Here is a 24,520-nt window from a genome sequence, read left to right as displayed (position 1 = left end):
GGCTGTCGGGCATTTCCCGGCAGCAGGAGGGTGTGTAGCACGTCGTCCGACTCGCCGCGCAAGGTTGCGCGTGCGGACAACCCTCCTATGGTACCGGATCGTCGAGCAGACGCCGAACCCAGGCGCGATCGGCATCGGCCGCGGGCGGCGCGAGCGGGTACACAGGCGGCGTGGCGGAGAGGGAGATCGGATGCCGGACCCCCGGCACGCGCTCCACGCCGGCGTGGGCGACGGGGTCGAGGCCGAGCGCGCGGGCGCGGTCGAACGCCGCGTCCATCGTGAGGATCGGGGCGCAGGGGACCCCGGCCGCCGTGAGCCGGGCCTCCCATTCCGTCGCCGGATGCGCGGCGAGCGCCCGCTCGAGCACCGGGCGCAGCGCCTCGCGACCCGTGCTGCGGTCGGCATTGCGGAGGAAGCGGGGGTCGGTCGCAGCATCCGGGATCCCCAGCACCAGGCAGAGCCGCTGGAACTGGCCGTCGTTGCCGACCGCGAGGACGAGCTCGCCGTCGGCCGTCGGGAACGGGCCGTACGGGTAGACGCTCGGATGGTCGTTGCCGAGCCGCTCGGGCACCACGCCGGCGACCGCGTACGCACCCGACTGGTTGACGAGCGCCGACAGTGCCGACGACAGGAGGTTGACCTCGACGTGCTGGCCCTCGCCGGTGGCATCGCGGTGCCGGAGCGCGGCGAGCGCGCCGAGACCCGCGTGGAGGCCGGTCACGACGTCGACGATCGCCACGCCGGCCTTCGTCGGCTCGCCGTCGGGCGCACCGGTGACGCTCATGAGTCCCGACAGCGCCTGGCCGAGCACGTCGTAGCCGGGAAGGGCCGAGTCGGCGCCGAAGCCGGTGATCGAGACGTACACGGCGCGGGGGTTCGCGGCGTGCACGGCCTCGTAGTCGAGACCGAAGCGCGTGAGGCCGCCGGGCTTGAAGTTCGCGATCACGACATCGGCGCGGTGGGCGAGCGCACGGGCGAGGGCGAGGTCTTCGCCGTCGTCGAAGTCGAGCGTGATCGCGCGCTTGCCGCGGTTGATCGACAGATAGTAGGTGGCCTCGCCGTCGCGCGACGGCGGCATCCAGTGCCGCGTCTCGTCGCCCGCCGGACCCTCGACCTTGACGACCGTGGCGCCGAGGTCGGCGAGCAGCATCGTGCAGTACGGCCCCGCGAGCACGCGCGAGAAGTCCGCGACGAGGAGGCCCGCGAGCGGGCCGGTGGCCTGCTCCGGTCGTCGCCGAGCCTGTGGAGGCGCCGTCATCGGAACGCGCCGAGCCCGGTGAGGTGCTGGCCGAGGATCAAGGTGTGCACCTCGTCGGTGCCCTCATAGGTGCGCACCGACTCGAGGTTCGCGGCGTGCCGGATCGGCGAGTTCTCGAGCAGCACGCCGTCGCCGCCCAGGATCGTGCGGGCCTCGCGCGCGATCTCGATCGCCTCGCGCACGTTGTTGAGCTTGCCGAGCGAGATCTGGGTGGGCGTCAGGGTTCCGGCGTCCTTCGCGCGCCCGATCTGCAGCGCCAGGAGGGCGCCCTTCTGCAGCTCGACGACCATGTCGACGAGTTTGCGCTGCGTGAGCTGGAATCCCGCGATCGGCTTGCCGAACTGCTCGCGCCGGAGGGCGTGGCGCAGCGCCGCCTCGTAGCTGTCGCGCGCCGCTCCGAGCGCGCCCCACACGATCCCGTACCGCGCGTCGTTGAGTGCCGAGAACGGCCCGCGCAGACCGCGCGCTCCGGGAAGGAGAGCGGATGCCGGCACCCGCACCTCGTCGAACTGCAGCGCCGTCTGCACGGAGGCCCGCATCGAGCCCTTGGGCTCGAGGACCGTGATCTCGAAACCGGGCGCATCCGTGGGCACGATGAAGCCGCGGACGCCGTCGTCGGTCTGCGCCCACACCACCGCGAGCTGGGCGACCGACGCGAGGCCGATCCAGCGCTTCGCGCCCGTGATCACCCAGTCCTCACCATCGCGGCGGGCGAACGTCGTCATGCTCGACGGGTCGGACCCCGCGCCCGGCTCCGTGAGGCCGAACGCGCCGATCACCTCGCCCGCAGCCATCGGCGGCAGCCACTCCTGCTTCTGCTCCTCGCTGCCCCAGCGGTGGATCGAGCCCATCGCGAGCGAGCCCTGCACCGAGACGAACGTGCGGATGCCCGAGTCGCCGGCCTCGAGCTCGAGCGCGGCCAGGCCGTACTCGACGGCGCTGCGGCCGGGGCATCCGAATCCGTCCAGCTCCATCCCGAGCACTCCGAGGCGTCCGAGCGCGGGCGCCAGCTCGACGGGGAAACGGGCCCGGTCGAACCACTCCGCGATGTGCGGGCGCAGTTCGGCGTCGACGAACGCGCGCACCCGATCGCGGATGGCCCGCTCGTCGGGGCTCAGCTGCGCATCGATGCCGAGGACATCGGATGCCTCGCGCAGCGCGGCGAGATCGTCGGGGTCAAGGCGGGCATCGGTCACGGCGCCTCCTCGCGCAGAACTCTTCGGGCGCGCGCAGTCGCGCTGCCGTCTTAGGGGCGAGGGTAGCGTGGACGCGTGAGTGATCCGACGCACGCACCGTCGTATCCGTTCGACGCGCGCCCGCTCGTCGAGCCCGTCGCACCGGGCGCCGCGCGCGCGTTCGTGCAGGAGCTGCGCCGGACGGGCCGCATCACAGGCTCTCCCGTCTTCGGCGCGCTCGTGATCGTCGTCATCGTCTTCGTGGTCGTCGTGCTGTTCGGCTCCGTCGCGATCACCCTCGTCACGAGCATCGTCAGCGTCGCGACCGCCGGCGCCGACGGTGGGGGACTCGCCGTCCTGTTCGGCTTCCTGCCGCTCGTCGTCATCGGCATCATCGCCGCGGTGGGGATCACGCTCTTCGTGCGGGGTGCGCGCAGCAGCAGCGACCGCATGTACCGCCTGGACCGCTTCGCGCGCGCGAACGCGATGCACTACGAGCCGCGACTCGACGCCCCGGGACTGCCGGGCATGATCTTCTCGCTCGGCAGCAGCCGCCAGTCGAGCGACCTCGTGCGCGGCGATCATCCGCGCTTCGTGGAATTCGCGAACTACCGCTACACGACCGGCTCGGGCAAGAACCGGCAGACGCACCACTGGGGCTACGTCGCAGTGAAGCTCGACACACCCCTGCCGCACATCGTGCTCGACGCGACGAGCAACAACGGCCTGTTCGGCTCGAACCTGCCGCTCACGTTCGACAAGGATCAGCGCCTCAGCCTCGAAGGCGACTTCGACGAGTACTTCTCGCTGTACTGCCCCGCCGACTACGAGCGCGACGCCCTCTACCTCTTCACGCCCGACATCATGGCGCGCTTCATCGACAACGCCGCCGCGCTCGATGTCGAGATCGTCGACGATTGGCTGTTCCTCTACGCCAAGCGCGACTTCTCCACGCTCGACCCGCAGACCTGGGCGTGGCTGTTCTCGGTCGTCGGAGCCCTGCTCGACAAGTTCGCGCAGTGGGCGCGGTGGCGCGACGAGCGACTGGCCGCCGCGGCGGCTGCGGCGATGACGGATGCTGCCCCCCTCGGCTCCGCGGCGGCGGGGGCCGGCGCAGGGCATGGCGGCGCAGCATCCGTCCCGTTCACTCCGCCGCTCGACGCGCTGCGCCCGCCGCCCGGCGTCGCGCCGGAGGGCCGTCGCCTCCAGCGCGGCGTGCCGTGGCTGCCGATCATCGTCGGCGGCGTCATGGTGCTGTTCTGGATCCTCACCCAGATCGGGCCCGCGTTCCTCCGCTGAGCGCGAGGCCGACGCGCAGGCCGACGAGCGTATGCTGTCGGGCGTGCATTCGACGTTCACGACGCCCGGCGGGCGTGAGGGGGTACTCGGCGCTCCACGCGCCGAGCGGAGGTAGCCGCGCGCGCCGCCCCGGTCCCTGACCTCGGGGGGGCGCAGCCCGCGTCATCTGCGCGCCGCCGGCCCGCAGCATCCTTTCGTCGCCCCTTCGGCGATCTCTCTCCCGTGAATCAAGGAATCATGCACGCATTCACCGAGAAGGACATCCGCGCGTCCTTCGTCAACGCCTCGCTGCGCGAGCGCAACGCCCTCATCGTTCCCGATCTCGCCCAGGTGGGCTGGGACGGACTCGACTACTTCGGCTGGCGCGACCCGAAGCAGCCGCTCGCCGGCTTCATCGTGGTGCCGGTCGACGGCGAGGCCGTCGGCATCCTGCTGCGCCAGACCGAACAGCGCACGCGCACCCGCGCGCAGTGCTCGTGGTGCGAAGACGTCACCCTGCCGAACGACGTCGTGCTCTTCGGCGCGAAGCGGGCCGGCAAGGCCGGTCGCAACGGCGACACCGTCGGCACCCTGCTGTGCGAGAGGTTCGAGTGCTCGGTCAACGCCCGCCGGCCGATGCCGCCGGCGTACCTCGGCTTCGATGTCATGGCCGCCCGTCAGCGACGCATCGAGGCGCTCCGCGCGCACGCCGAGGGGTTCGCGCGCGACATCCGCGACGGCGCCTGACGCGAGCGGCGCCGGTTCGCCGTGGCCTGTTCATCGGGGCCGATTCGTCGAACCAAGGCTTTTGCGCCGAGACCGGGGACGATGCCCCCGGTCTCGGCCGAAACCCCTTGTCTCGGCGACGATGACCTGGACGACGGATGCCGACCCCGGATCACTCGTCGCGGGTGGCCTGCCAGACGGCGCGGCGCGCGGCCTGCTCCTCGGGGTCGGGCACGGGCAGCGACGCGAGGAGGCGCTTCGTGTAGTCGTCGTGCGGGTCGGTCAGCACCTGCACCGTCGTCCCCTGCTCGCGGATCTCGCCGTGCCGGAGCACGATCACGCGGTCGGCGACCTGGTCGATGACGGCGAGGTCGTGGCTGATGAACAGCGACGCGAATCCGAACTCGCGCTGCAGCTCGGCGAACAGCTCGAGCACACGCGCCTGCACCGAGACGTCCAGCGCGCTGGTGGGCTCATCGGCGATGAGCAGCTTCGGGTTGAGGATGAGCGCCCGCGCGAGCGAGGCGCGCTGGCGCTGGCCGCCCGACAGCTCGTGCGGATACCGGTCGCCGTAGGCGGTGGGCAGGTGCACGGCGTCGAGCAGCTCATCGACGCGCACCCGGACGCTCTGCGCCGACGAGTTGCGCCCGTGCACCACGAGCGGCTCGGCGATGCACTCGGCGATCGTGAGCAGCGGGTTGAAGCTCGTCGCGGGGTCCTGGAAGACGAACCCGATGTCCGGCCGCAGCTTCGCGAGGTAGCGGGACTTCGCGCCCTTGAGCTCCTGTCCGAGCACGGTGAGCGAGCCGCCGAGGACCTCGGTGAGGCCCACCATCGCGCGGCCGATCGTCGTCTTGCCGGAGCCCGACTCGCCCACCAGGCCCAGCACCTCGCCGGGGGCGATCCAGAAGTCGACGCCCTTCACGGCGACGACGCCCGGCGAGCCGAAGCGGCCCGGGTAGCCGATCTGCACCTTCTTCGCGACGACGAGGCTGCCCGCCGGCGGCTCCGTGGGCGCGGGCGCCGCGGGATCCTGCGTCGAGCTCTTGCCCCGGCCCACGTGGGGAACCGCCTCGAGCAGGGACTTCGTGTAGTCCTCGCGCGGGGCGGCGAACAGCTCGCGCACCGGTGCCTGCTCGACGATGTCGCCGCGGTACATCACGACGACGCGGTCGGCGAGGTCGGCGACCACGCCCATGTTGTGGGTGATCAGCACGATCGTGGCGCCGAACTCATCACGGCACGCACGCAGCAGCTCGAGGATCTCGGCCTGCACAGTGACGTCGAGAGCGGTCGTCGGCTCGTCGGCGATGATGAGCTTCGCGTCGAGGACCAGTGCCATCGCGATCACCACGCGCTGCTTCTGCCCGCCCGAGAACTGGTGGGGATAGTCGTCGACCCGCTTCTCCGGGTCGGGGATGCCGACCTTCCGAAGGATCTCGACCGCCTTCGCCTTCGCCTCGGATTCCGACAGCTTCTCGTGCGCGCGCAGTCCTTCGGCGATCTGGAACCCGATCGTGAACACCGGGTTGAGCGCCGTCGAGGGCTCCTGGAACACCATGGCGGCGTCGCGGCCGCGCATTTCCTGAAGCTGGTCGTGCGACGCGTGCACGACGTCGGTCTCACCGCCGTCGCGGCCGCGGATGAGCACGGCGCCGGAGAGCGTCGCGGTCTCAGGGAGCAGCCCCAGCAGCGTGTTCGCCGTGACGGTCTTGCCCGATCCGGACTCGCCGACGATGGCGAGCACCTCGCCGGCCCGCGCCTCGAGGCTGATGCCGGTGACCGCCTTGACGGGCTCCGCGTCGGTCGCGAAGGTGACGTGCAGATCGCGGATCGACGCGACGGCCGGGATCCGGTCGTCGTGCGTGGTCTGAGGACTCATGCGGCACCTCCCGCGCGGCGACGGCGGCGCAGCCGCGGGTCGCTGAGATCGTTGAGGCTCTCGCCCACCAGGGTGATGCCGAGGACGACGAGCACGATGGCGACGCCCGGCGGGATCGACGTCCACCAGATGCCGCTCGACGCATCGGCGACAGAGCGGCCCAGGTCGTAGCCCCATTCAGCCGCCGAGGTCGCCTCGATGCCGAACCCGAGGAAGCCGAGGCCGGCGAGCGTCAGCAGTGCCTCCGACGCGTTGAGCGTCACGATGACCGGGATGGAGCGCGTGGAGTTGCGCAGGACGTGCCTGATGAGGATCCGGTGGGTCGGAACACCGATCACCCGGGCCGACTCGACGAACGGCTCCGCCTTCACACGGACGACCTCGGCGCGCACGACGCGGAAGTACTGCGGCACGAACACGACGGTGATCGCGAGGGCGGTGGAGAGGATGCCGCTCTGCAGCGTGGATCGGCCACCGGAGATCGCGATCGACAGCACGATCGCAAGCAGCAGCGACGGCAGCGCGTAAATCGCGTCGGCGATCACGACGAGGATGCGGTCGAGCCAGCCTCCGAAGTAGCCGCTGACGAGACCCAGGAAGATGCCGAGGAAGATGGAGAACAGCACCGCGGCGACGATGGCGAGGAATGCGGTCTGCGCTCCCCAGATCACGCGGGAGTACACGTCGAAGCCGCTGACGGTGGTCCCCCAGATGTTGAGGGGATTCGGCGGCTGCGTCGTTCCGAAGTCCACCCCGTCGACACTGCGCTGAGCCCAGGAGTACGGCGCGATCCAGGGGGCGAGTGCGGCGACGACGACGAACACGACGGTGAGCACGAGCCCCAGGACGAGCATGACTCGCTGCAGTCCGACGCTCTGCCGGAGGTGCGAGATCACGGGGATCCGGTCGAGCAGCGGTCGCTTGCGGGTGGTGACGGGGCGGGGTGCCGCATCCGTCGTCTGAGGGGAAGGCTGTGCCGACATCGTCAGTACCTCACCCTCGGGTCGATGATCGCCGCGATGATGTCGACGATGAAGTTCGTGAGGGCCACGATGATCGCGATCATGATGACGATGCCCTGGACGGCGACGAAGTCACGGGACTTGATGTACTCCGAGAGCATGAAGCCGAGCCCCTTCCATTCGAAGGACTTCTCGGTCAGCACCGCGCCCGACAGCAGGAGAGCGATCTGCAGGCCGATGACCGTGACGATCGGGATGAGCGCCGGGCGGTAGGCGTGTTTGGTGAGGAGGCGCCGCTCGCTGACTCCGCGCGATCGGGCGGAGGTCACGTACTGCGCACCGAGAGTGCCGATGACGTTGGTGCGGACGAGGCGGAGGAAGATCCCGGCGGTCAGCAGGCCCAGGGCGAGCCCTGGAAGCACAGCGTGCCAGAGGACGTCACCGATGGCCGCCGCGTTGCCCAGTCGGATCGCATCAACGAGGTATATGCCGGTCGGAGGGTCGACGGACTGCAGCAGCAGTTCGGTGCGGGTCGATGCACGACCGGCGACCGGAAGCCAGCCCAGCCACACTGAGAAGGTGAGCTTCAGCAGGATCGCGACGAAGAAGATCGGGGTCGCGTAGAGGAGGACGGCGCCGATGCGCAGCGCGGCGTCGGACGGACGGTCACGACGGGATGCCGCCACCAGTCCGAGCGGGATGCCTACGGCGAACGCGACGATCAGGGCGTAGAACACCAGTTCGAGCGTCGCCGTCCCGTAGGTGAGGAGGATCTCGGTGACCGGACGGTTGTCTGTGATCGTCGTGCCGAAGTCCCCCCTGAGGACACCACCTATGTACTCGATGTACTGGACGATGAGCGGGCGATCGTAACCCGCCTGGTGGATGCGCTCCTGGAGCTGATCGGGGGGGAGTCGGCCGCCCAGCGCAGCCGTGATCGGATCGCCAGTGAACCGGGTGAGGAAGAACACGACCGTCACGACGATGAAGACGGTCGGAATGAGCAGGAAGAACCGGAAGAGGATGTAGCGCCACATCCCACCGCCCTTGGGGGAGACGAGCGAGCTCCCCGCGACACCGGCGTCGACCACTGTGACCATGCGAAGACCTTAAGAGAGGAAGGCGAAGGCCGCGAGACGGCGGCAGGGGTTGTTCCCTGCCGCCGTCTCGACGAGCCTCCGCGGCGGGAGTGCTACTTGCTCATCGGCGCGTAGCGGAACTTGAACGAGCCGTCGAGCGTGGTGCCCTGGACGTCCGCTCCGACCACCGCGACCTGCGTGCCCTGGAGCATCGGCAGCGTCGAGAGGTCGGCGGCAACGAGGTCCTGGATCTTCTCGATGTCCGCCTGTCGTGCAGCCGCATCCGTCTCGGTCGCCTGGGTGGTGATGAGCTCCTGCACGTCGGCGTTGTCGTAGTGGTTCTTCAGGAAGTTGTCCGCGCTGAAGAACGGCGTGAGGTAGTTGTCGGCATCCGAGTAGTCCGGGAACCAGCCGAGCTGGTAGATGGGATACACATCGGCGACACGGTCCTTGCTGTACTGGACCCACTCGGTCTGCTGCAGGTTGACCGTGAACAGGCCGCTCTCTTCGAGCTGCGACTTGATCGCGGCGTATTCGTCACCCGACGAGGGGCCGTAGCGGTCACCGGCGTACTGGATGTTCAGTTCGACCGGCGTCGTGACGCCCGCGTCGGCAAGGGTCTTCTTCGCCTTGTCGGCATCGGGACCACCGTTGCCGTCGCCGTAGAGGCCCTTGAGCGACTCGGTTGCACCGGCGAGCCCCTGTGGAACGTAGGAGTACAGCGGAGTGTATGTGCCCTTGAATACGTCCTTCGACAGTGCCTCGCGGTCGATGAGGTCAGCCATCGCCTGCCGCACGGCCAGCGACTTCGCAGCATCGGCGTCCGCCGTCGTGGCGCCGAACGGCATCGTGTTGAAGTTGAAGACGATGTAGCGGATCTCGCCGCCGGGGCCATCGACGACCTTCACCTTGTCGTTCTTCTGCAGGTCGGCGATGTCGGTCGCCGAGAAGCTGCGGAACGCCACGTCGATGTCGCCGTTGCCGACATCGAGCTTCATGTTCGACGCGTCGGCGTAGTACTTGACGGTGACTCCGCCGTTCTCCGGCGCACCGAGGCTGCCGGCATAGTCCGCGTAGGGCGAGTAGGCGATGAGTTCGTTGACCTTGTACGAGTCGATGACATACTGGCCCGCGAAGGCCTTGCCCTTGACGATGTCGGCGTCGGGGGTCACGGAATCCGCCGAGAAGACGTCCTCGTCGACGATTGGGCCGGCAGGGCTCGACAGGATCTGAGCCCAGGTCTGGTCGTTGCCGTTCTTCAGGTGGAAGACGACGGTCGTGTCATCGGGAGCCTCGACGCTGTCGAGGTTGCCGAGCAGGGCAGCAGGACCGTTCGGGTCGTTGATCGCGACCTGACGATCGAACGTGAACTTCACGTCAGAGGAGGTCAGGTCGTTGCCGTTGGCGAACTTCAGTCCCTCCTTCAACTTCACCGTGTACTCGGTCGGCGACGTGAACTCCGCGGACTCCGCGATGTCGGGCGTCACTTCTGCGGTCCCGTACTCGCTGTTCAGGAGAAACGGGTAGATCTGGTTCATGACCGCGAACGAGCCGTTGTCGTACGAGCCCGCGGGGTCGATCGACGTGATGGTCTCGGTCGTTCCGACGATGAGCGGCTCACCCGAGGCGTTGCCTCCGCCGGTGCTTCCGCCGTTCCCACCGCCGCCGGCGCAGCCGGCCAGGAGGAGTGCCGAGGCGCCGAAGGCGCCGATCGCGAGGCCGATCCGGCCGCGCGTGCTGTGGTGCAGTGACATAGGTGCTACCTCTGCGTAGTGGTGTCAGTCGCGTCAGATGGTCGCGGCCAGAGGCTATCTTCACCCTGCGGGAGCGTTACGGCAATCCAGTAAACGATTCGTAACCAGAACGAAACCCGCCCGCGATCGAGCCGGATGCCCCCTCTACGCCCGTTCAGCTGGGCGAACTGCCCCCTGACTGCTCCGGTCCGAGGCCGAAATGCACGAGCTCTGCGTCGTCGAGCATGCGGCTGCGGATGATGAACCGGCTGCCCGTCGGACCCTCCACGCTGAAGCCCGCACCCCTGCCGGGGACGACGTCGATCGTGAGATGCGTGTACTTCCAGTACTCGAACTGGGCCTCCGAGATGAAGACCTCGATCGGGTCGTCCAGGCCGACGTCGAGGTCGCCCAGCCGCACGTCGGAGGGACCGACGATGAACATGCCGATCGGGAAGCACATCGGGGCGCTGCCGTCGCAGCAGCCGCCGGACTGGTGGAACATCAGCCTGCCGTGGTGCGCCGTGAGCTGCCGCAGCAGGGCGGCCGCAGCATCCGTCACGGCCACCCTGCTGAAGTCCTTCGTGTCTGACATGGCAGCTCAGAAGAAGCCCATGGCTCCGTCGGCGTACGACACCAGCAGGTTCTTGGTCTGCTGGTAGTGGTCGAGCATCTTGAGGTGGTTCTCGCGGCCGATGCCGGACTGCTTGTAGCCGCCGAACGCCGCGTGCGCGGGGTACTGGTGGTACGTGTTCGTCCAGACGCGGCCCGCCTCGATCGCCCGGCCGGCGCGATAGGCGGTGTCGCCGGAGCGGCTCCAGACGCCGGCGCCGAGGCCGTAGAGCGTGTCGTTGGCGATCGAGATGGCGTCGTCGAAGTCGTCGAACGAGGTGACCGAGACGACGGGTCCGAAGATCTCCTCCTGGAAGATCCGCATGTCGTTCGTGCCCTCGAAGACGGTGGGTGCGACGTAGTAGCCGCCCGACAGCTCGCCGCCGAGATCGACGCGCTCACCGCCCGTGAGCAGCTTCGCGCCGCCCGCCTTGCCGATCTCGATGTAGCTCAGGATCTTCTCGAGCTGGTCGTTCGACGCCTGCGCGCCGATCATCGTCGCCGGATCCAGCGGATTGCCCTGCACGATCTTTCCGACACGGCCGAGGGCGTCGCCGAGGAACCCGTCGTAGATCGAGCGCTGGATGAGCGCGCGCGACGGGCACGTGCAGACCTCGCCCTGGTTGAGGGCGAACAGCGTGAAGCCCTCGAGCGCCTTGTCGTAGTAGGAGTCGTCGGTGGAGCGGGCGACGTCCTCGAAGAAGACGTTGGCGCTCTTGCCCCCGAGCTCGAGGGTCACCGGGATGAGGTTCTGCGACGCGTACTGCATGATGAGGCGGCCGGTCGTGGTCTCACCGGTGAAGGCGACCTTGCGGATGCGCTTGTGCTGCGCGAGCGGCGCGCCGGCCTCGATGCCGAAGCCGTTGACGATGTTGACGACGCCTGCCGGCAGGAGGTCGCCGATGATCTCGAAGAGGAACAGGATCGACGCCGGGGTCTGCTCGGCGGGCTTCAGCACGACGCAGTTGCCGGCGGCGAGCGCCGGCGCGAGCTTCCACGTGGCCATGAGGATCGGGAAGTTCCAGGGGATGATCTGGCCCACCACGCCCAGCGGCTCGTGGAAGTGGTACGCCACCGTGTCCTCGTCGAGCTGGCTGAGCGAGCCCTCCTGCCCGCGCAGCACGCCCGCGAAGTAGCGGAAGTGGTCGACGGCGAGCGGGATGTCGGCGGCCAGCGTCTCGCGGACCGGCTTGCCGTTCTCCCACGTCTCGGCGACGGCGATGCGCTCGAGGTTCTGCTCGATGCGGTCGGCGATCTTGTTGAGGATGACGGCCCGCTCGGCCGGGGTCGTGCGCTTCCAGGACTCGAAGGCCTTCCACGCGACATCCACCGCGCGGTCGACGTCTTCGACGGTGCCGCGGCCGACCTCGGTGAAGGGCTTGCCGGTGACGGGCGTGATGTTCTCGAAGTACTGGCCCTTGATCGGCTCGACGAACTCGCCGCCGATGTAGTGCCCGTAGCGGGGGCGGTAGTCGGCGATCGATCCTCGCTGCCCGGGTGCGGCGTAGACGCTCGAGACGCCCTCTTCGACGATGGTCATTGCTGGTCTCCTTCGACGCTTCGCGACGGTCGTCGTCGCGTGTCACCGAAGGTAGGCGGCGCAACGTTGCACAACGTTGCGTCCGCAATCAGAGGTCGGCTTCGAGTCTCTCGATGCGGGCGACGAGGCCGGCGCGGCGGGGCGAGCGGGCGGGCAGCATCGACAGGCACAGCCGGAGCAGCTCGACGTCGTCGGCTGCGGCATCCGTCTCGGCGAACGCGAGGAGGACGTCGACGGATGCCTCGGCCATGAGTGCTTCCCGCAGCGCGACCCTGACGGTGTCGCGGAACTCCTCCACCCCGGGCGCGACCGAGTCGGGGAGCACGTCGCCGCGATATGCGGCCAGTGCGACGCGGTGCGCACCGCGGTCGAGCAGCGACAGCACCTGGTGCGCGTCGGTCTCGACCTCGACCGCGAGCCGGTACGGCCGGGACTCGGGAACGAGAGCGGGGGCGGCGGTCGTCAGCGCCTTGCGGAGGCGCACCATCTCGGCGCGGAGAGTCACCGATGCCGCGTCCCCCGCGCTTTCGCCGTACACGAGGTCGCCGAGCCGCTCGGCCGACAGGCCCTGGCGGTGAACGGCGAGCATGAGCAGCAGCTCGGCATGACGTGGACCGAGCTCGGACACCGTCTCGAAGCCCTCGCCCGTCACCTCGAGCTGGGCGCGGTCGCGGCCCAGCACCCGCAGCACCGCCCGCGTGGGCTCCACCCGCCGGGCGGGCGCGCGACGCGCGGGTCGCGGCGGCTCCGCCCGGGCTCGGAGACGCGCGACCAGGAGCTCTCCCTCGATCGCCCGGGCCGTGGCATCCACCAGCAGCTGCGCCTGCGGAGTGACGGCCTCGAGGCCGCCGGTCACGTCGATCACGCCGAGGATGCGCCGCGTCTCAGGATCGTGCACGGGCGCGGCGCTGCACGACCACGGCTGCACGAGCCGGTTGAAGTGCTCGGCGCCGGTGATCTGCACGGACCGGTCGAGCGTGATCGCGGTGCCGGGCGCGGCGGTGCCGACCGCGTCCTCCGACCAGTTCGCGCCCTCCACGAATCCCATGTCGCCGGTGAGACGCCGCACGTTGCGGTCGCCCTCCACCCACAGGAGGCGCCCGGAGGCGTCGCCCACCGCGACGACGACGCCGGAATCGGATGCCTCGCCCGGGAGCAGCAGGCCGCGCACCATGTCGATCACCGCGGCGAGCGGGTGGGCGCGGCGGTACGCCTCGAGCTCCTCGGCCGTCAGGTCGAGGGGCGGCAGCGCCTCCGCCCCGACGAGGCTGTCGAGCGAGCGGCGCCACGAGTCGCGCACCAGCAGCCGGACGTCGCGCAGTCGCTCGTCGGCGGCGTTGCCCGCCACGAGCTCCTCGTGGGCGCGCTCGATCAGCAGACGGGAGGTCTCGGGCGACACCTCGCGGCGCTGCGACCAGGATGATGACACGGCGGCTCCGATCGACGTCGGTGGAGCGTGCCTCCAGTGTAGGTGGGCGCGGTGCTACGCCGCCGCGGTGGTGACCTTCGCGCGCAGCGGCATGAGCGCGCCGGCGACCTGGTCGATCGCGTCGGCGTCGACGCCCGCCTCGGCGAGCGCCGCGGCCGCGTGGCCGATGACGCGGTCGAAGTCGGCGTCGGAGATGCCGCGACCGGCGTGGGCGACGCCGAGGTCCTTGCCCTTGTACGCGTCCGGACCGCCGGCCGCGGCGGCGAGGAAGAGCGCCATGTGGCGCTTCTGCTCGATCATGCGGGTGTGCTCGAAGAAGGGGGCCAGGGTCTCATCGGCCATGATGCGGCTGTAGAGGCCGTCGACCACCGCGGCGATGCCCGCGCCTTCGCCGAGGCGCTGGTACAGGGTCGCTTCGCTCGTGTCAGTCATGCGGGTGCTCCGATCGTGAGGAGGGGGATGTCATCGTGCGGTCGTTCAGTATTCGAAGTCGCTGCGTCGCCGGCGGCCGCCCTCGTCCGAGGAGTCCGCAGGGGCGGGGAGGGGCGCAGGCGTCGTCGGCGCCGCCGGCGCCGGAGGCGCCGTTCGCACCGGGGTGGCGCCGAGGCGTCCGAGTTCCCGTTCGATCGACTCCAGCAGCGAGTGCACCTGCGCGGTGGCCATGCGGGCGAACTGGCGGGCGCGCACGACGTCGTCCGGCGAGGCGGGCCCTGCGACCCCGAGGTCGTCGGTCGCGAACGCGAGGGCGGGCGACCGGTCCGCGGTCCATGGCGGGGATGCGGAGGCGGATGCGGGGTCGGCTGCGCCTGCCGCGGGGGCGCCGGCCGTGGCCGCCGCGACCTGAGCCGGGTGCGCCGCCGCTTCCTTCTCGATCGAGTGGGCGACCTGCTGTGCCCGCTCGACGATCTCGCGGTACTGCTTGCGCGCGGTCTCGATGAGGTCGCGGGCGTACGACTCGGCCTCGGCGACGGCGTCGTCGGCGATGCGCTGCGCGCTGCTGAGCAGCAGCACGGCGCGGCTCGAGATCTCGCCCTCGTCCGCGCTCACGCCGCTCGCGGTCAGCGCGGCGTTCTCGCGCCAGGCGACCTCGAGGGCGTCGGCCGCGGCGGTCAGCAGCGCGTCGACCTCGCCGCGGGAGTAGCCGTGGCGCTCGTCCGAGAACGACGCGGCGCGCAGCGTCTCCGGTGTGGTGGATACGGATTGGATCGCGGTCATGATCGCCTTCGCTCTACTGGACTCCCAGCGAGACGGCGGGGCGGACGAGCTCCGGGGAGTCTGCTCGTCCGGCGGCGGCGCTGGGTTGCTGGGTGAACGGGTCTTCGTACTTCTCGCTGCGGATGCGGTGCTCGTCGATGCCTGCGCGGCGCAGGGCGGCCATGGTGTGGTCGACCATGCGCGGCGATCCGCACACCATCGCCAGACGCTCGTCCCACGGGCCGTCGGCGGCCGCGAGGTCGCCGATCAGGCCGCGGCGCCCGGGGAACGACGGGTCGTCCGACACGCCGTACTCGACGTCGAGCCAGGCCGCGTCGGCGTACCGCTCGAGTTCGGGCTTCGCATAGAACCCCCACGGATGCCGCACGCCCTGGTAGAGCGCGACGCGCGGGCCGTTCCCGCGGGCCGCGTGGCGGGCGGCGACCTGGTCGATCACGGCGAGGAGCGGCGCGAGGCCGGTGCCGCCGGCGACGAGGAGGAGGTCCGGCCACTCGCTGTCGAAGGGGAGGGTGAGCAGCTCGCCGATCGGCGGGCCGAGGCGCACGCGGTCGCCCGCCTTCACGTCGCGCAGCAGCGCACCGCTGACCTGTCCGCCGGCGACCAGCTGGACGTGGAAGGTGATCGTGCCGTCGGCACGAGGTGCGTGCGTCGGCGACAGGTAGCGCCACTGCCGGGGCCGCTGCGGGATCTCGAGAGCCAGTGACTGGCCGGCCTGGTAGCGGTACCGGTCGTCGGGGCGGATCGTCACGGTGCCGACGTCCATTCCCCGCCGCTCTGTCCCGACGACCTCCGCGGCCCACGTCGCGGGCTGCGACTCGACGGCTTCGGCGGCCGTGATCATGGTCGTGGCGATGAGTCCATAGGCCTCGGCCCAGTCGGCCGCGAGCTCGGCCGTCCACGCGTCGCCGAGGAAGTGCTTCAGCGTCGCGAGCAGCGACGCGCCGACGGCGGGATAGTGCCCGGCGATCGTGCCGAACTTGCGGTGATCGCGGCCGAGATCCTCGATGTACGGCACGACGTCGCCGACCCGGTCGACGTTGCTCACCATGTGGCCCAGGGCCTTGACGAGGCGATCGCGCTGCGCCGCCATCGCGACGGGGAACAGGTCGCGCGTCTCGGGGTGGGCGAGGAAGAGGTGCGCGTAGAAGTACCCGGGGACCGCGTCCCCGTGGGCGGCGACCTGGCTCCAGGTCCGCTTGAGCGCTACCGCATCCACGTGTTTCCTGTCCCCTCGTCGGCGATTCGGTCTCGGGCGACGCTAGCGCGTTACAGATGTAACTGCAAAGCAACCACGTGCAACTGCAACCGGATAGCATTGCCCCGTACAGCGCTCAGGGGTGGTGCGCGACACAGGTCGGGGGGCCGTATGAGCGTGTTGTTGTCGAACGGGACAGTCTTCATAGAAGAGGGCCTGCGCGAACAGGCCGCCGAGCTTCTGCGCCGCATCCCCGACCTCGGCTCTGTCGGGTTCACCGTCGCCGCCGAGGACGGCCCCCAGAGTGCGGTTCCCGCTGATCTGGGCTCGTTCCTGGCCCACGTCCTCAAGGGCTTGGCGCGTGGTCGCGTGTCGGTCGCCACCCTCCCGGACGAGCTGACCACCACCGTCGCTGCGGAGCTCGTGGGGGTGTCCAGGCCCACCTTGATGAAGCTGGTGCGGGCGGGCGAGCTGCCCTCCCACCAGGTGGGAACACACACGCGGCTGCGCACCGCCGACGTCCTGGCGCTGCGGCGAAGCCGGGCCCGCGCGCGACGCGAGGCCCTCGACGCCCTGCGCGAACTCGACGACGAGCTCGGAGCCGGATTCGGAGCCGATTGACAACCGGCGCTGGGTAGTCTGACCGGGTGCTGCACCGTGTCTTCGTCGACAGCGACGTCCTCGCCGCGCGCACCCCGTACGAATGGCTCGCGCTGCTGCGCCACCAGACCGGGTCCTTCCAGCTCCATTCGTCCGCGGGCGTCGTGACGGACTCCGTCCGCCTGTGGTCGAGGCGGCAGCCGACGCGGCGCGCGGCCTCACGGCGACGTCTCGAACTCCTCGCCACCAGCCTCGACGAGATGATCGGGTCGGTCGACGCCGACATCGACCTCGATGACGCCGTCGAGCCCCGCCTCGCCGCGGCCGACGCCGCGACCGGCGGCGCCCACGTGCTGGTCTCGAGCCACCCCCACGGGATCGCTGCAGAGGATCCGCTGCCCTTCGACGTCTACAGCCCCGACGAGTTCCTCTGCCTCCTCGACGACACCGCGGGTGCGGACGTGAGGCACGTGACCTCCGCGCAGCACGCACGCGCCCGCCGGCCGGGGGATGGCCGCCGCCTGGAGCCGATCACGGAGGCGCTGACCGCCGCCGGATGCCCCGCCTTCGCCGCGCGGGTCTCCTCGCATCTGCACGCGCTCGCCCGGTGATCCACGCGCGAGGTGGCGGAGCGGCGGATCCGTAGCTGAACGGGATCAGGCGCGCGCGGCCCACCACTCCCGCAGGCGCCGCTCTGCCTCTTCCTCGCCGACCACGCCCTCGTCGAGGCGCAGGTCGAGGAGGAACTTGTACGCCTCGCCCACCTCGCGGCCGGGCTTCAGGCCCAGCACCTCCTGGATGCGGTTGCCGTCGAGCTCGGGGCGCATCGCGTCGAGCTGCTCCTGCGCCGCGAGCTCGCTGATGCGGCGCTCGATGTCGTCGTAGGCGCGCGCGAGGCGCGTGGCCTTCTTGACGTTGCGGGTCGTGACGTCGGCGCGCGTGAGGATGTGCAGGCGATCGAGCTCGGCATCGGCGTCGCGGACGTACCGGCGCACCGCCGAGTCGGTCCAGGCACCCTCGGAGTACCCGAAGAAGCGCAGGTGCAGCTCGATGAGCCGGCTCACGGTGGCGATGGTCGCCGAGTCGAAGCGCAGCTCCTGCAGGCGCTTGCGCGCCAGCCGCGCGCCCTTGAGGTCGTGGTGGTAGAACGTGACGCCGCCGCCCGGCTCGAGCCGGCGGGTCGCCGGCTTGCCGATGTCGTGCAGCAGCGACGCGAGCCGCAGGGCGACGTCGGCAGCAGCATCCGGATTCCGGCTCTTCTCGAGCTGGATCGCCTGCCGCAGCACCGTGAGGGAGTGCTCGTAGACGTCCTTGTGATGGTGGTGCTCATCGACCTCGAGCTGCAGCGCGGGGATCTCGGGCAGGAACTCGGCCATGAGTCCCGTCTCGACGAGCAGGCGGATGCCTCGCACCGGGTCGTCGGTCGCGAGCAGCTTCACGAGCTCGCCCTGGATGCGCTCGGGGCTCACGATCTCGAGCGTCGCGCGGAGCTCTTCCATCGCGGCCTCGGTGGCGGGGTCGACGGCGACGCCGAGCTGCGATGCGAAGCGGGCGGCGCGCAGCATCCGGAGCGGATCGTCGCCGAAGCTCACCGCGGGGTCGGTCGGGGTGCGCAGGACGCCGCGGACGAGGTCTTCGACACCGCCGGTGGGATCGACCAGCGTCTGCCCGGGTATCCGCAGCGCCATCGCGTTGACCGTGAAGTCCCGGCGCACGAGGTCGCCCTCGATCGTGTCTCCGAACTCGACGGTGGGCTTGCGGGTGACGCCGTCGTAGCTGTCGGCGCGATACGTCGTGATCTCGACCTGCTCGCCGTGGACGCGGGCGCCGATCGTGCCGAACGCGCGGCCGATGTCCCACTGCGCGGACGAGATGGGCTTGACGATCTTGAGGATGTCGTCGGGGCGCGCGCTCGTCGTGAAGTCGAGGTCGTTCGTCGGCCGGCCGAGGAGCGCATCGCGCACCGGGCCGCCCACGATCGCGAGGTCGAAGCCTGCGTCGGAGAAGGCACGGGCGAGCGTGGAGACGACGGGGGACTCGGCGAGCGCGCCGAGGCGCGCGATGCCCTCGGCCATGTTGAGCATGACATCGAGCCTATCCGCGCGAACGGGACCCTCCGAGACGGGGCGCGTCAGTCGTCGTCGACGATCGTGATCACCCCGGTGCCGTCGGCGATGGTCGCGCCGCCGCTCACGTTGCTCAGCCCGACGATGATCGTCTCGTTCGCCTCGTCCGCCTTGTCGGCCACGATCGTGAGCGAGAACGTCCCCGACGTCTGCCCGGCCTTGATCGTGAGGGTGATCGTCGTCGCCCCCTTGTAGTCGGTGCCGCCGGTCGCGGTGCCCCCGATCACCGAGACGGTCACGGTGATGTCGACGGTGGATGCTGCGGACAGCGTGATCTTGAGGCTCGCGGTGGTGCCGGATCCCTTGCTGCCTTCCGTCACCGACGTGTCGGAGATGCTCAGGGTGGGAAGGGTCGCCGGCGCCGCGGGCTCCACCGGGTCGGCCAGCCGCGTACCGGTGCCGACGCCGTGCTGGTCGAGATCGGAGCCGTAGTTGTTGTAGCGGTCGAGCTCGGCGGCGAGGGCGTTGATCTGGGCGTTGCTGCCGCCGGAGAGCGCAGCGTTCACGCGGGCGATGACCTGGGCCGTCGTGTAGGGGTAGGGGATCTCCGGGTGCGCCGACGACAGCAGGGCCGACACCGCGTGGCGCAGCAGGGCCGTCACACCACCGCCGCCCGCGCTCAGCGCCTGCAGCAGCGTCTGCGACGCGTAAGAGCCGGTGGCCGCTGTGAACACACTGCCGACGGTCTGGTCGGGGCGGTACAGCAGCGAGCCGTCGGGCAGCCGCGGCCACGCGATAGCAGCCCAGTTGGTCGCGTTCGTCTTCCAGAAGCCGGGCGTGTGGCCCTCGGCGGCGCCCGCGGCCACGGCGCGGTACGCGGCGACGTCGCGGTCGGTCGCTGTCTGCCCGGTGACTGCCTCGGTGCCGGTCGCGGTCGCGGTGTTCGTGTAGTCGACGGTGCGGACCGTGCTGCTGTAGCTGTACAGCCAGATCTCGTCGGGGTCGAGCAGCCCGTTGCCGTTGGTGTCGCCGCCGACGAAAGTCGGCGCGAAGTCGTCGGCAGCGTTGCCCGGCGTGCCGTTGTCGTCGACGAGGCTCACCGAGATCGGCGTGTTACCGGTGTTGCGCACCAGGTAGGTCCACACGACGGCGTTGCCGGCGAGCAGCTGCGGGCCGCTCGTGTCGGCGTCCTCGAGTCCGTTCGGGTGCCATGGGTCGACCGCATTGATCGCCTTCTCGACGTCGATCCCGACGACGGCGCCGTAGACGTGCGCCGGGTCGTCGTCGGTGAAGACGCGACCGAACCGGTCGGCGCCGACGACGGTCGCGACGTTGCGGAAGGCGCCGGCGGTCGCGATCGTCGTCCAGCGGTAGAGCCAGACCTCGCCCGTCTCGAGGATCCCGTTGCCGTTCACATCGCCGCTCACGAGCGTCAGCGTCACGTCGTCGGCGGTGTCGGCCGTGCCGCGATCGTCGACCAGCACGATGCCCCCCAGCGGCAGCGAGCCGTCGATGAGGCGCACCGCGAACGTCCACTCGATCGTCGAGCCGGGGATCACGCGCACGGCCGCGGCGGCGGTGTCGGCATCCTGTCCGTTGGCGCGCTTGACGACCACGATGCCGGTCGGCGGGACGACCACCCCGACGTGGTGTGCGTCATCGGTGTCGCGGCCCGTGATCGCGGTGCCCGGTACGGTGCCCACGACCGTCGCGGTGTTGACGTACGCGCCCTCCGTCACGGACCCTGTCGCGCGGTAGAGCCAGACCTCGCCGGGGTCGACCAGCCCGTTGCCGTTCGTGTCGCCCGACACGTACGCGGGGGCGAAGTCGTCCGCGGGGTTCGCGGGCGTGCCGTTGTCGTCTGTCACCGTGACCGCGAGCACGATGTTGCCGAGGTTCCGCACCTCGTACGTCCACGTCACGGGGCCGCCCACCGGAAGCTCGATGCCGGGTGCGGTCGCAGCATCCTGTCCGTTCACGTACTTCACGATCTCGGGAAGCGCGATCGCACCGAAGTGGTAGGCGGCGTCGCGTGCCGTGGCCGGCGCGTTCGCCTGGTCGTAGGCGGTCACGGTCGCGGTGTTGCCGTAGAGCCCCGCGATCGCCGCGAAGACCCGGACGCCGAGCGACGTGAAGAGCCACACCTCACCGGGATCGAGCAGTCCGTTGCCGTTGGCGTCGCCCGAGACGTACACCGCGGTGAAGTCGTCGCTGGCGTCGTCGGGGGTGCCGTTGTCGTCGACGACGGTGACGCCATGGAGGCTGGACGTCGTGAGGCTGCGCACCAGATACGTCCACACGACGGCGGTGCCGACGCCGATGGGCTTGGCGAGCAACGCCGTGTCGGCGTCGTCCTGAGCGGTCGGCGCGAGCGGGGATGCCGCGTTCACCGCCTTGTCGATCGAGACCAGGCCCACCGGGATGCCGAGGTAGTTCGCGACGTCGGTGGCGTCGATGCTGACGCCGCCTGCCGTTCCCCGCGCCGTCGCGATGTTGGTGTACTGGCCGAGGACCGCGGTGCGGACCGCGCGGTACAGCCACACTTCGCCGAGGTCGAGGATGCCGTTGCCGTTGGTGTCGCCCGAGACGAACACGGGCGTGAAGTCGTCGTTCGGAGCGCCGGGTGTGCCGTTGTCATCGCGGAGCGTGACGCTCGACACCGGGCCGCCGACGGCCGACACCAGGTACGTGAACACGACCTGCGAGCCGACGATCAGGGTGGGCCCGGTCGCGAGGTCGGCGTCCTCGGCCGACGTCGGGTGGAGCGGATCGACGGCGTTGACCGCCTTCTCGACGAACAGCTCGGTGCCTTCCACAGGCACCCCGAAGTAGTTCGCGGCGTCGGTGGCCACCAGCGGCGCGTCGCCGGCGGCGCCGCGCGCGGTCGCGACGTTCGTGTACTGGCCGAGGATCGCCGCCCGGACGGCCCGGAAGTACCAGATCTCGCCGGGATCGAGGATGCCGTCGCCATTCGTGTCGCCCGACACGTACACGGGCGTGAAGTCGTCGCTCGGTTCGAACGGCGTGCCGTTGTCGTCGCGCAGCATGAGCGCCGAGACCGGGCCGCCGACGGCGGTGACGAGGTAGGTGAAGACCACCTGCGACCCGACCGTCACGCGCGGCCCCGTCGGCGAGTCGGCGTCTTCGGCGAGCGTCGGGTGCAGCGGATCCACCGCGTTCACGGCCTTCTCCACGAACAGCACCGTCTCGTCGACCGGGATGCCGAAGTAGTTGGCCGCGTCGGTGCCCACCAGTGCGCGCCCGGCGCCGGTGCCGCGCACCGTCGCGATGTTCATGTACTGACCGAGGATCGCGGTGCGCACGGCGCGGAAGATCCAGATCTCGCCGAGGTCCAGGATGCCGTTCTGGTTGGTGTCGCCTGAGACATAGGTCGGGGCGAAGTCGTCGTTCGGGTTGCCCGGTGTGCCGTTGTCGTCGATCAGCGTCACGCCCGAGACCGAGCCGTTCAGGGAAGTCACGAGGTAGGTGAAGACCACCTGCGAGCCGGCGGTGACGAGGGGGCCGGTCGCGGTGTCGGCGTCCTCGGCGGGGGTCGGGTGCAGCGGGTCTACGGCGTTCACGGCCTTCTCGACGAAGAGGAGCACGTCGTCGGGGCCCGAGATGCCGATGTACACGGCGGGGTCGCTGTCGCGCCGGGCCTGGCCGTTCGTGCCGACGCCCTCCGCCGTCACCACGTTCATGTACCGGCCGGCGCGCGCGATGCCGGTCGCGCTGAAGCGCCAGATCTCGCCGGGGTCGACGAGCCCGTTGCCGTTCGTGTCGCCGCCGAGGTACACCGGCGCGAAGTCGTCGCTCGGATCGGCGGGCGTGCCGCCGTCGTCGAGGAGCCGGGTGAGGCGGATCGAGATCGTGCCCGCGACGGTGACCTCGTACGTCCAGACCACGGTGGACCCGACGGGGACCGTCGGACCCGACTCGTTCGCATCCTGCCCGTTCACGTACTTCACGACGCGGAGGATCGTCTGCGGGTCGCACGGGCAGTGGAGGTTCTGGCCACCCACATCGTCCCGCCCGGTGCCGCCGATGTTGCCCGGCTGCGGGTCGCGGGGGCCGCCGTGCTGGTCGTTCCACAGCTGGCCGTCGCTCGGCTCGACGAGCGCCTCCTCGTCGAACGGCTCGCCCGGAGGGACGCCCGGGCCCTCGTCGGAGCCGCCGGCGACCGACAGGGCACGGATGAAGTCGCGGATGTGCGGGCTGAAGCCGCGGTTGACGGTCGGCGAGCCGAACGGGCTGAACGGGACGAGGTAGCTGTTGAACTCGCCGCCCCAGTCGAACATGCGGTCCTGCGCGGTGTTGGCGATGAGCACGTCGCGCCCGGCGCCGCCGAAGGCGAAGTCGCCGTCGCGGAAGCGCGGGTCGTCGTTCTCGGGGTCGGTGTTCGCGCCGCCGGCGGTCTCGAGGTTGTCGTCGAGCTGCAGGAGGTCGTCGCCGAAGCCGCCGAACAGCCAGTCGCAGTTCGTGCCGCCGACGAGCCAGTCGTGCCACAGGTCGCCGTACATGCGGTCGCGGCCGTCGTCGCTCTTGACCTTCATGCCGTCGATGTCGATCGGCAGCCCCGTCGCCTCGTCGAGCACGTACGCGTCGAAGTTCAGGAGGAACCCGGGGATGATCGACCGCGGATCGTCGGCGTCGTAGTCGGCGAACATCGTCGTGTCGGCGTTGTAGTGCAGCGGGTCGGTGTCGACCGTCGGCAACTCGGTCGCCAGGCGCGTGAGCGCCCCGATCCGCAGGTCGCGGTTGTAGAACTCCTGCATCGCCTCGGCGCCCGACATCGAGTCGCTGCCTTCGCCGCCGTGCATGAAGTCGTCTCCCAGACCGCCGTAGAGCACGTCGTGGTTGACCGCACCGTCGATCCACGTGGCGAAGTCGGCGCGCTTGAGCAGCTCCCCGAGGATGTAGATCTCGGCGCCCGTGAACGGACCGGGAATCGACACGAACTGGGCCGCGTCGGCGGTGTTCAGGTTGTTGAGCGGCTCGGTGAGGCCGTTGCGGCTGGTCTGCAGCTTGCCGTCGTCGCCCATGATGCCGTCGACGCCGGTGCCGCCGTAGATGCGGTCGTTGCCCCAGCCGCCGTAGATGTCGTCATCCTGGCCTTCGCCGAAGAGCACGTCGTCGCCGAGCTGGCCGTGGATCGTGTCGTCGCCGTCCTCGCCGTGCACGACGTCGGCCGCGCCGATGCCTGCGCCCGACCCCTGTGTGTAGTCGAGGAAGGTGTACGCCCGCGGCAGCAGGCGCACGGCCCCGGCGTAGGTGTCGTAGGTGAAGGTGAGGAACGCGGTGCCCGGCGTGTACGGATCGGCGTCCGCCGCGGTGGCCACCATCCGCACGAGGCGGTGGATGTTGCCGTTGTCGCCCAGGATCACGTCGCTGTCCGCGGCGTGGCCGCCCTCTTCGAGGTCGCCGTAGTTGTTGCGGACGAGACGGATGCCGGCACCGCCGAAGATCGTGTCGGCGCCGTCCGGCCGGCGCGCGGCCGTCGTGAGACTGAAGAGTTCGGAGCTGCCGCCGATGAGGTCGTCGCGGCCGAGGCCGCCGAAGATGACGTCGTTCCCACCGTTGCCCTCGATGTAGTCGTCGCCGTCGCGGCCGGGTCCCGCCCAGTCCTCGGCCGACTGGCGCGTGGTGCGCACATCGACGGTGATCGCGCCGGTGTCGTCGATCGCCGAGCCGTCGCCCTGGATCCAGTCGTCGCCGAGCTGGCCGAAGATGAGGTCGTCCTCGGCGCCGCCGGCGATCACGTCGCCGGCGT

Annotated in this window: 18 protein-coding genes (1 of these 18 running past the window's edge); 4 read left to right on the top strand and 14 right to left on the bottom strand. The window is 70.3% G+C overall.

Annotated features, from left to right (window positions below; translation table 11 throughout):
* Nucleotides 1–85: 85 nt before the first annotated feature.
* Together ACFC1K_RS02350 and ACFC1K_RS02345 are read right to left on the bottom strand one after the other, a co-directional pair.
* Nucleotides 86–1,258, bottom strand: a complete 1,173-nt coding sequence (locus ACFC1K_RS02350) for a CaiB/BaiF CoA transferase family protein (RefSeq protein ID WP_375870266.1) — start codon at nt 1,256–1,258, stop codon at nt 86–88.
* The gene (locus tag ACFC1K_RS02345) at nt 1,255–2,454 is read right to left on the bottom strand and encodes an acyl-CoA dehydrogenase family protein (protein WP_375870265.1); all 1,200 of its coding nucleotides are present in this window, start codon (nt 2,452–2,454) and stop codon (nt 1,255–1,257) included. The genes ACFC1K_RS02350 and ACFC1K_RS02345 overlap by 4 nt, the downstream gene beginning before the upstream one ends.
* A gap of 75 nt (nt 2,455–2,529) precedes the next feature.
* Here ACFC1K_RS02345 and ACFC1K_RS02340 point away from each other — a divergent pair, with 75 nt between their 5' ends.
* Both ACFC1K_RS02340 and ACFC1K_RS02335 read left to right on the top strand, forming a co-directional pair.
* Nucleotides 2,530–3,732: a hypothetical protein gene (locus ACFC1K_RS02340; protein WP_375870264.1), complete on the top strand. Its 1,203-nt coding sequence runs from the start codon at nt 2,530–2,532 to the stop codon at nt 3,730–3,732.
* Nucleotides 3,733–3,969: 237 nt separating this feature from the next.
* Nucleotides 3,970–4,458: an FBP domain-containing protein gene (locus ACFC1K_RS02335; RefSeq protein ID WP_375870263.1), complete on the top strand. Its 489-nt coding sequence runs from the start codon at nt 3,970–3,972 to the stop codon at nt 4,456–4,458.
* Between the two features lie 151 nt (nt 4,459–4,609).
* On the opposite strand, the gene ACFC1K_RS02330 is transcribed toward ACFC1K_RS02335, so the two are convergent.
* The 10 genes from ACFC1K_RS02330 to ACFC1K_RS02285 all read right to left on the bottom strand — a co-directional run bounded on the left by ACFC1K_RS02330 (nt 4,610) and on the right by ACFC1K_RS02285 (nt 16,105).
* A complete protein-coding gene (locus ACFC1K_RS02330) occupies nt 4,610–6,319 on the bottom strand; it encodes a dipeptide ABC transporter ATP-binding protein (RefSeq protein WP_375870262.1) in 1,710 nt (569 codons plus the stop codon).
* Nucleotides 6,316–7,302: an ABC transporter permease gene (locus ACFC1K_RS02325; protein ID WP_375870261.1), complete on the bottom strand. Its 987-nt coding sequence runs from the start codon at nt 7,300–7,302 to the stop codon at nt 6,316–6,318. The genes ACFC1K_RS02330 and ACFC1K_RS02325 overlap by 4 nt, the downstream gene beginning before the upstream one ends.
* A 2-nt stretch (nt 7,303–7,304) precedes the next feature.
* On the bottom strand, nt 7,305–8,381 hold the full coding sequence (locus ACFC1K_RS02320) for an ABC transporter permease (RefSeq protein ID WP_375870260.1): 1,077 nt from the start codon (nt 8,379–8,381) through the stop codon (nt 7,305–7,307).
* Between the two features lie 92 nt (nt 8,382–8,473).
* Nucleotides 8,474–10,114, bottom strand: a complete 1,641-nt coding sequence (locus tag ACFC1K_RS02315) for an ABC transporter substrate-binding protein (RefSeq protein ID WP_375870259.1) — start codon at nt 10,112–10,114, stop codon at nt 8,474–8,476.
* Nucleotides 10,115–10,268: 154 nt separating this feature from the next.
* Nucleotides 10,269–10,688, bottom strand: coding sequence for a DUF779 domain-containing protein (locus tag ACFC1K_RS02310; RefSeq protein ID WP_375870258.1), 420 nt, complete (start codon nt 10,686–10,688; stop codon nt 10,269–10,271).
* A 6-nt stretch (nt 10,689–10,694) separates the two neighbouring features.
* Nucleotides 10,695–12,245, bottom strand: coding sequence for an aldehyde dehydrogenase family protein (locus ACFC1K_RS02305; protein WP_375870257.1), 1,551 nt, complete (start codon nt 12,243–12,245; stop codon nt 10,695–10,697).
* 88 nt (nt 12,246–12,333) lie between these two features.
* A complete protein-coding gene (locus ACFC1K_RS02300) occupies nt 12,334–13,674 on the bottom strand; it encodes a transcriptional regulator (RefSeq protein ID WP_375870256.1) in 1,341 nt (446 codons plus the stop codon).
* A 54-nt stretch (nt 13,675–13,728) separates the two neighbouring features.
* Nucleotides 13,729–14,106, bottom strand: coding sequence for a group 1 truncated hemoglobin (locus tag ACFC1K_RS02295; RefSeq protein WP_375870255.1), 378 nt, complete (start codon nt 14,104–14,106; stop codon nt 13,729–13,731).
* A 45-nt stretch (nt 14,107–14,151) separates the two neighbouring features.
* The gene (locus ACFC1K_RS02290; protein ID WP_375870254.1) at nt 14,152–14,889 is read right to left on the bottom strand and encodes a DivIVA domain-containing protein; all 738 of its coding nucleotides are present in this window, start codon (nt 14,887–14,889) and stop codon (nt 14,152–14,154) included.
* A gap of 13 nt (nt 14,890–14,902) precedes the next feature.
* A complete protein-coding gene (locus tag ACFC1K_RS02285) occupies nt 14,903–16,105 on the bottom strand; it encodes a globin domain-containing protein (protein WP_375870253.1) in 1,203 nt (400 codons plus the stop codon).
* A 162-nt stretch (nt 16,106–16,267) separates the two neighbouring features.
* On the opposite strand from ACFC1K_RS02285, the gene ACFC1K_RS02280 reads away from it, so the two are divergent.
* Nucleotides 16,268–16,705, top strand: coding sequence for a helix-turn-helix domain-containing protein (locus tag ACFC1K_RS02280; protein WP_375870252.1), 438 nt, complete (start codon nt 16,268–16,270; stop codon nt 16,703–16,705).
* 26 nt (nt 16,706–16,731) lie between these two features.
* Nucleotides 16,732–17,295: a hypothetical protein gene (locus tag ACFC1K_RS02275; protein ID WP_375870251.1), complete on the top strand. Its 564-nt coding sequence runs from the start codon at nt 16,732–16,734 to the stop codon at nt 17,293–17,295.
* Nucleotides 17,296–17,340: 45 nt separating this feature from the next.
* Here ACFC1K_RS02275 and ACFC1K_RS02270 read toward each other — a convergent pair whose 3' ends face one another.
* Together ACFC1K_RS02270 and ACFC1K_RS02265 are read right to left on the bottom strand one after the other, a co-directional pair.
* Nucleotides 17,341–18,768: a CCA tRNA nucleotidyltransferase gene (locus ACFC1K_RS02270; RefSeq protein WP_375870250.1), complete on the bottom strand. Its 1,428-nt coding sequence runs from the start codon at nt 18,766–18,768 to the stop codon at nt 17,341–17,343.
* Between the two features lie 47 nt (nt 18,769–18,815).
* Nucleotides 18,816–24,520, bottom strand: the 3' portion of a protein-coding gene (locus tag ACFC1K_RS02265) for a Calx-beta domain-containing protein (RefSeq protein ID WP_375870249.1). Its footprint extends 22,216 nt past the window's final position; 5,705 of the gene's 27,921 nt are visible here — the last part of the coding sequence; the start codon falls outside the window, past its right edge; it ends in the stop codon at nt 18,816–18,818.

The organism is Microbacterium sp. NPDC056057 (genome assembly GCF_042266945.1).
Classification (GTDB): domain Bacteria; phylum Actinomycetota; class Actinomycetes; order Actinomycetales; family Microbacteriaceae; genus Microbacterium; species Microbacterium trichothecenolyticum_C.
Note: the sequence above shows the minus strand (reverse complement) of the source record. Positions and strands in the feature narration are given on the sequence as shown.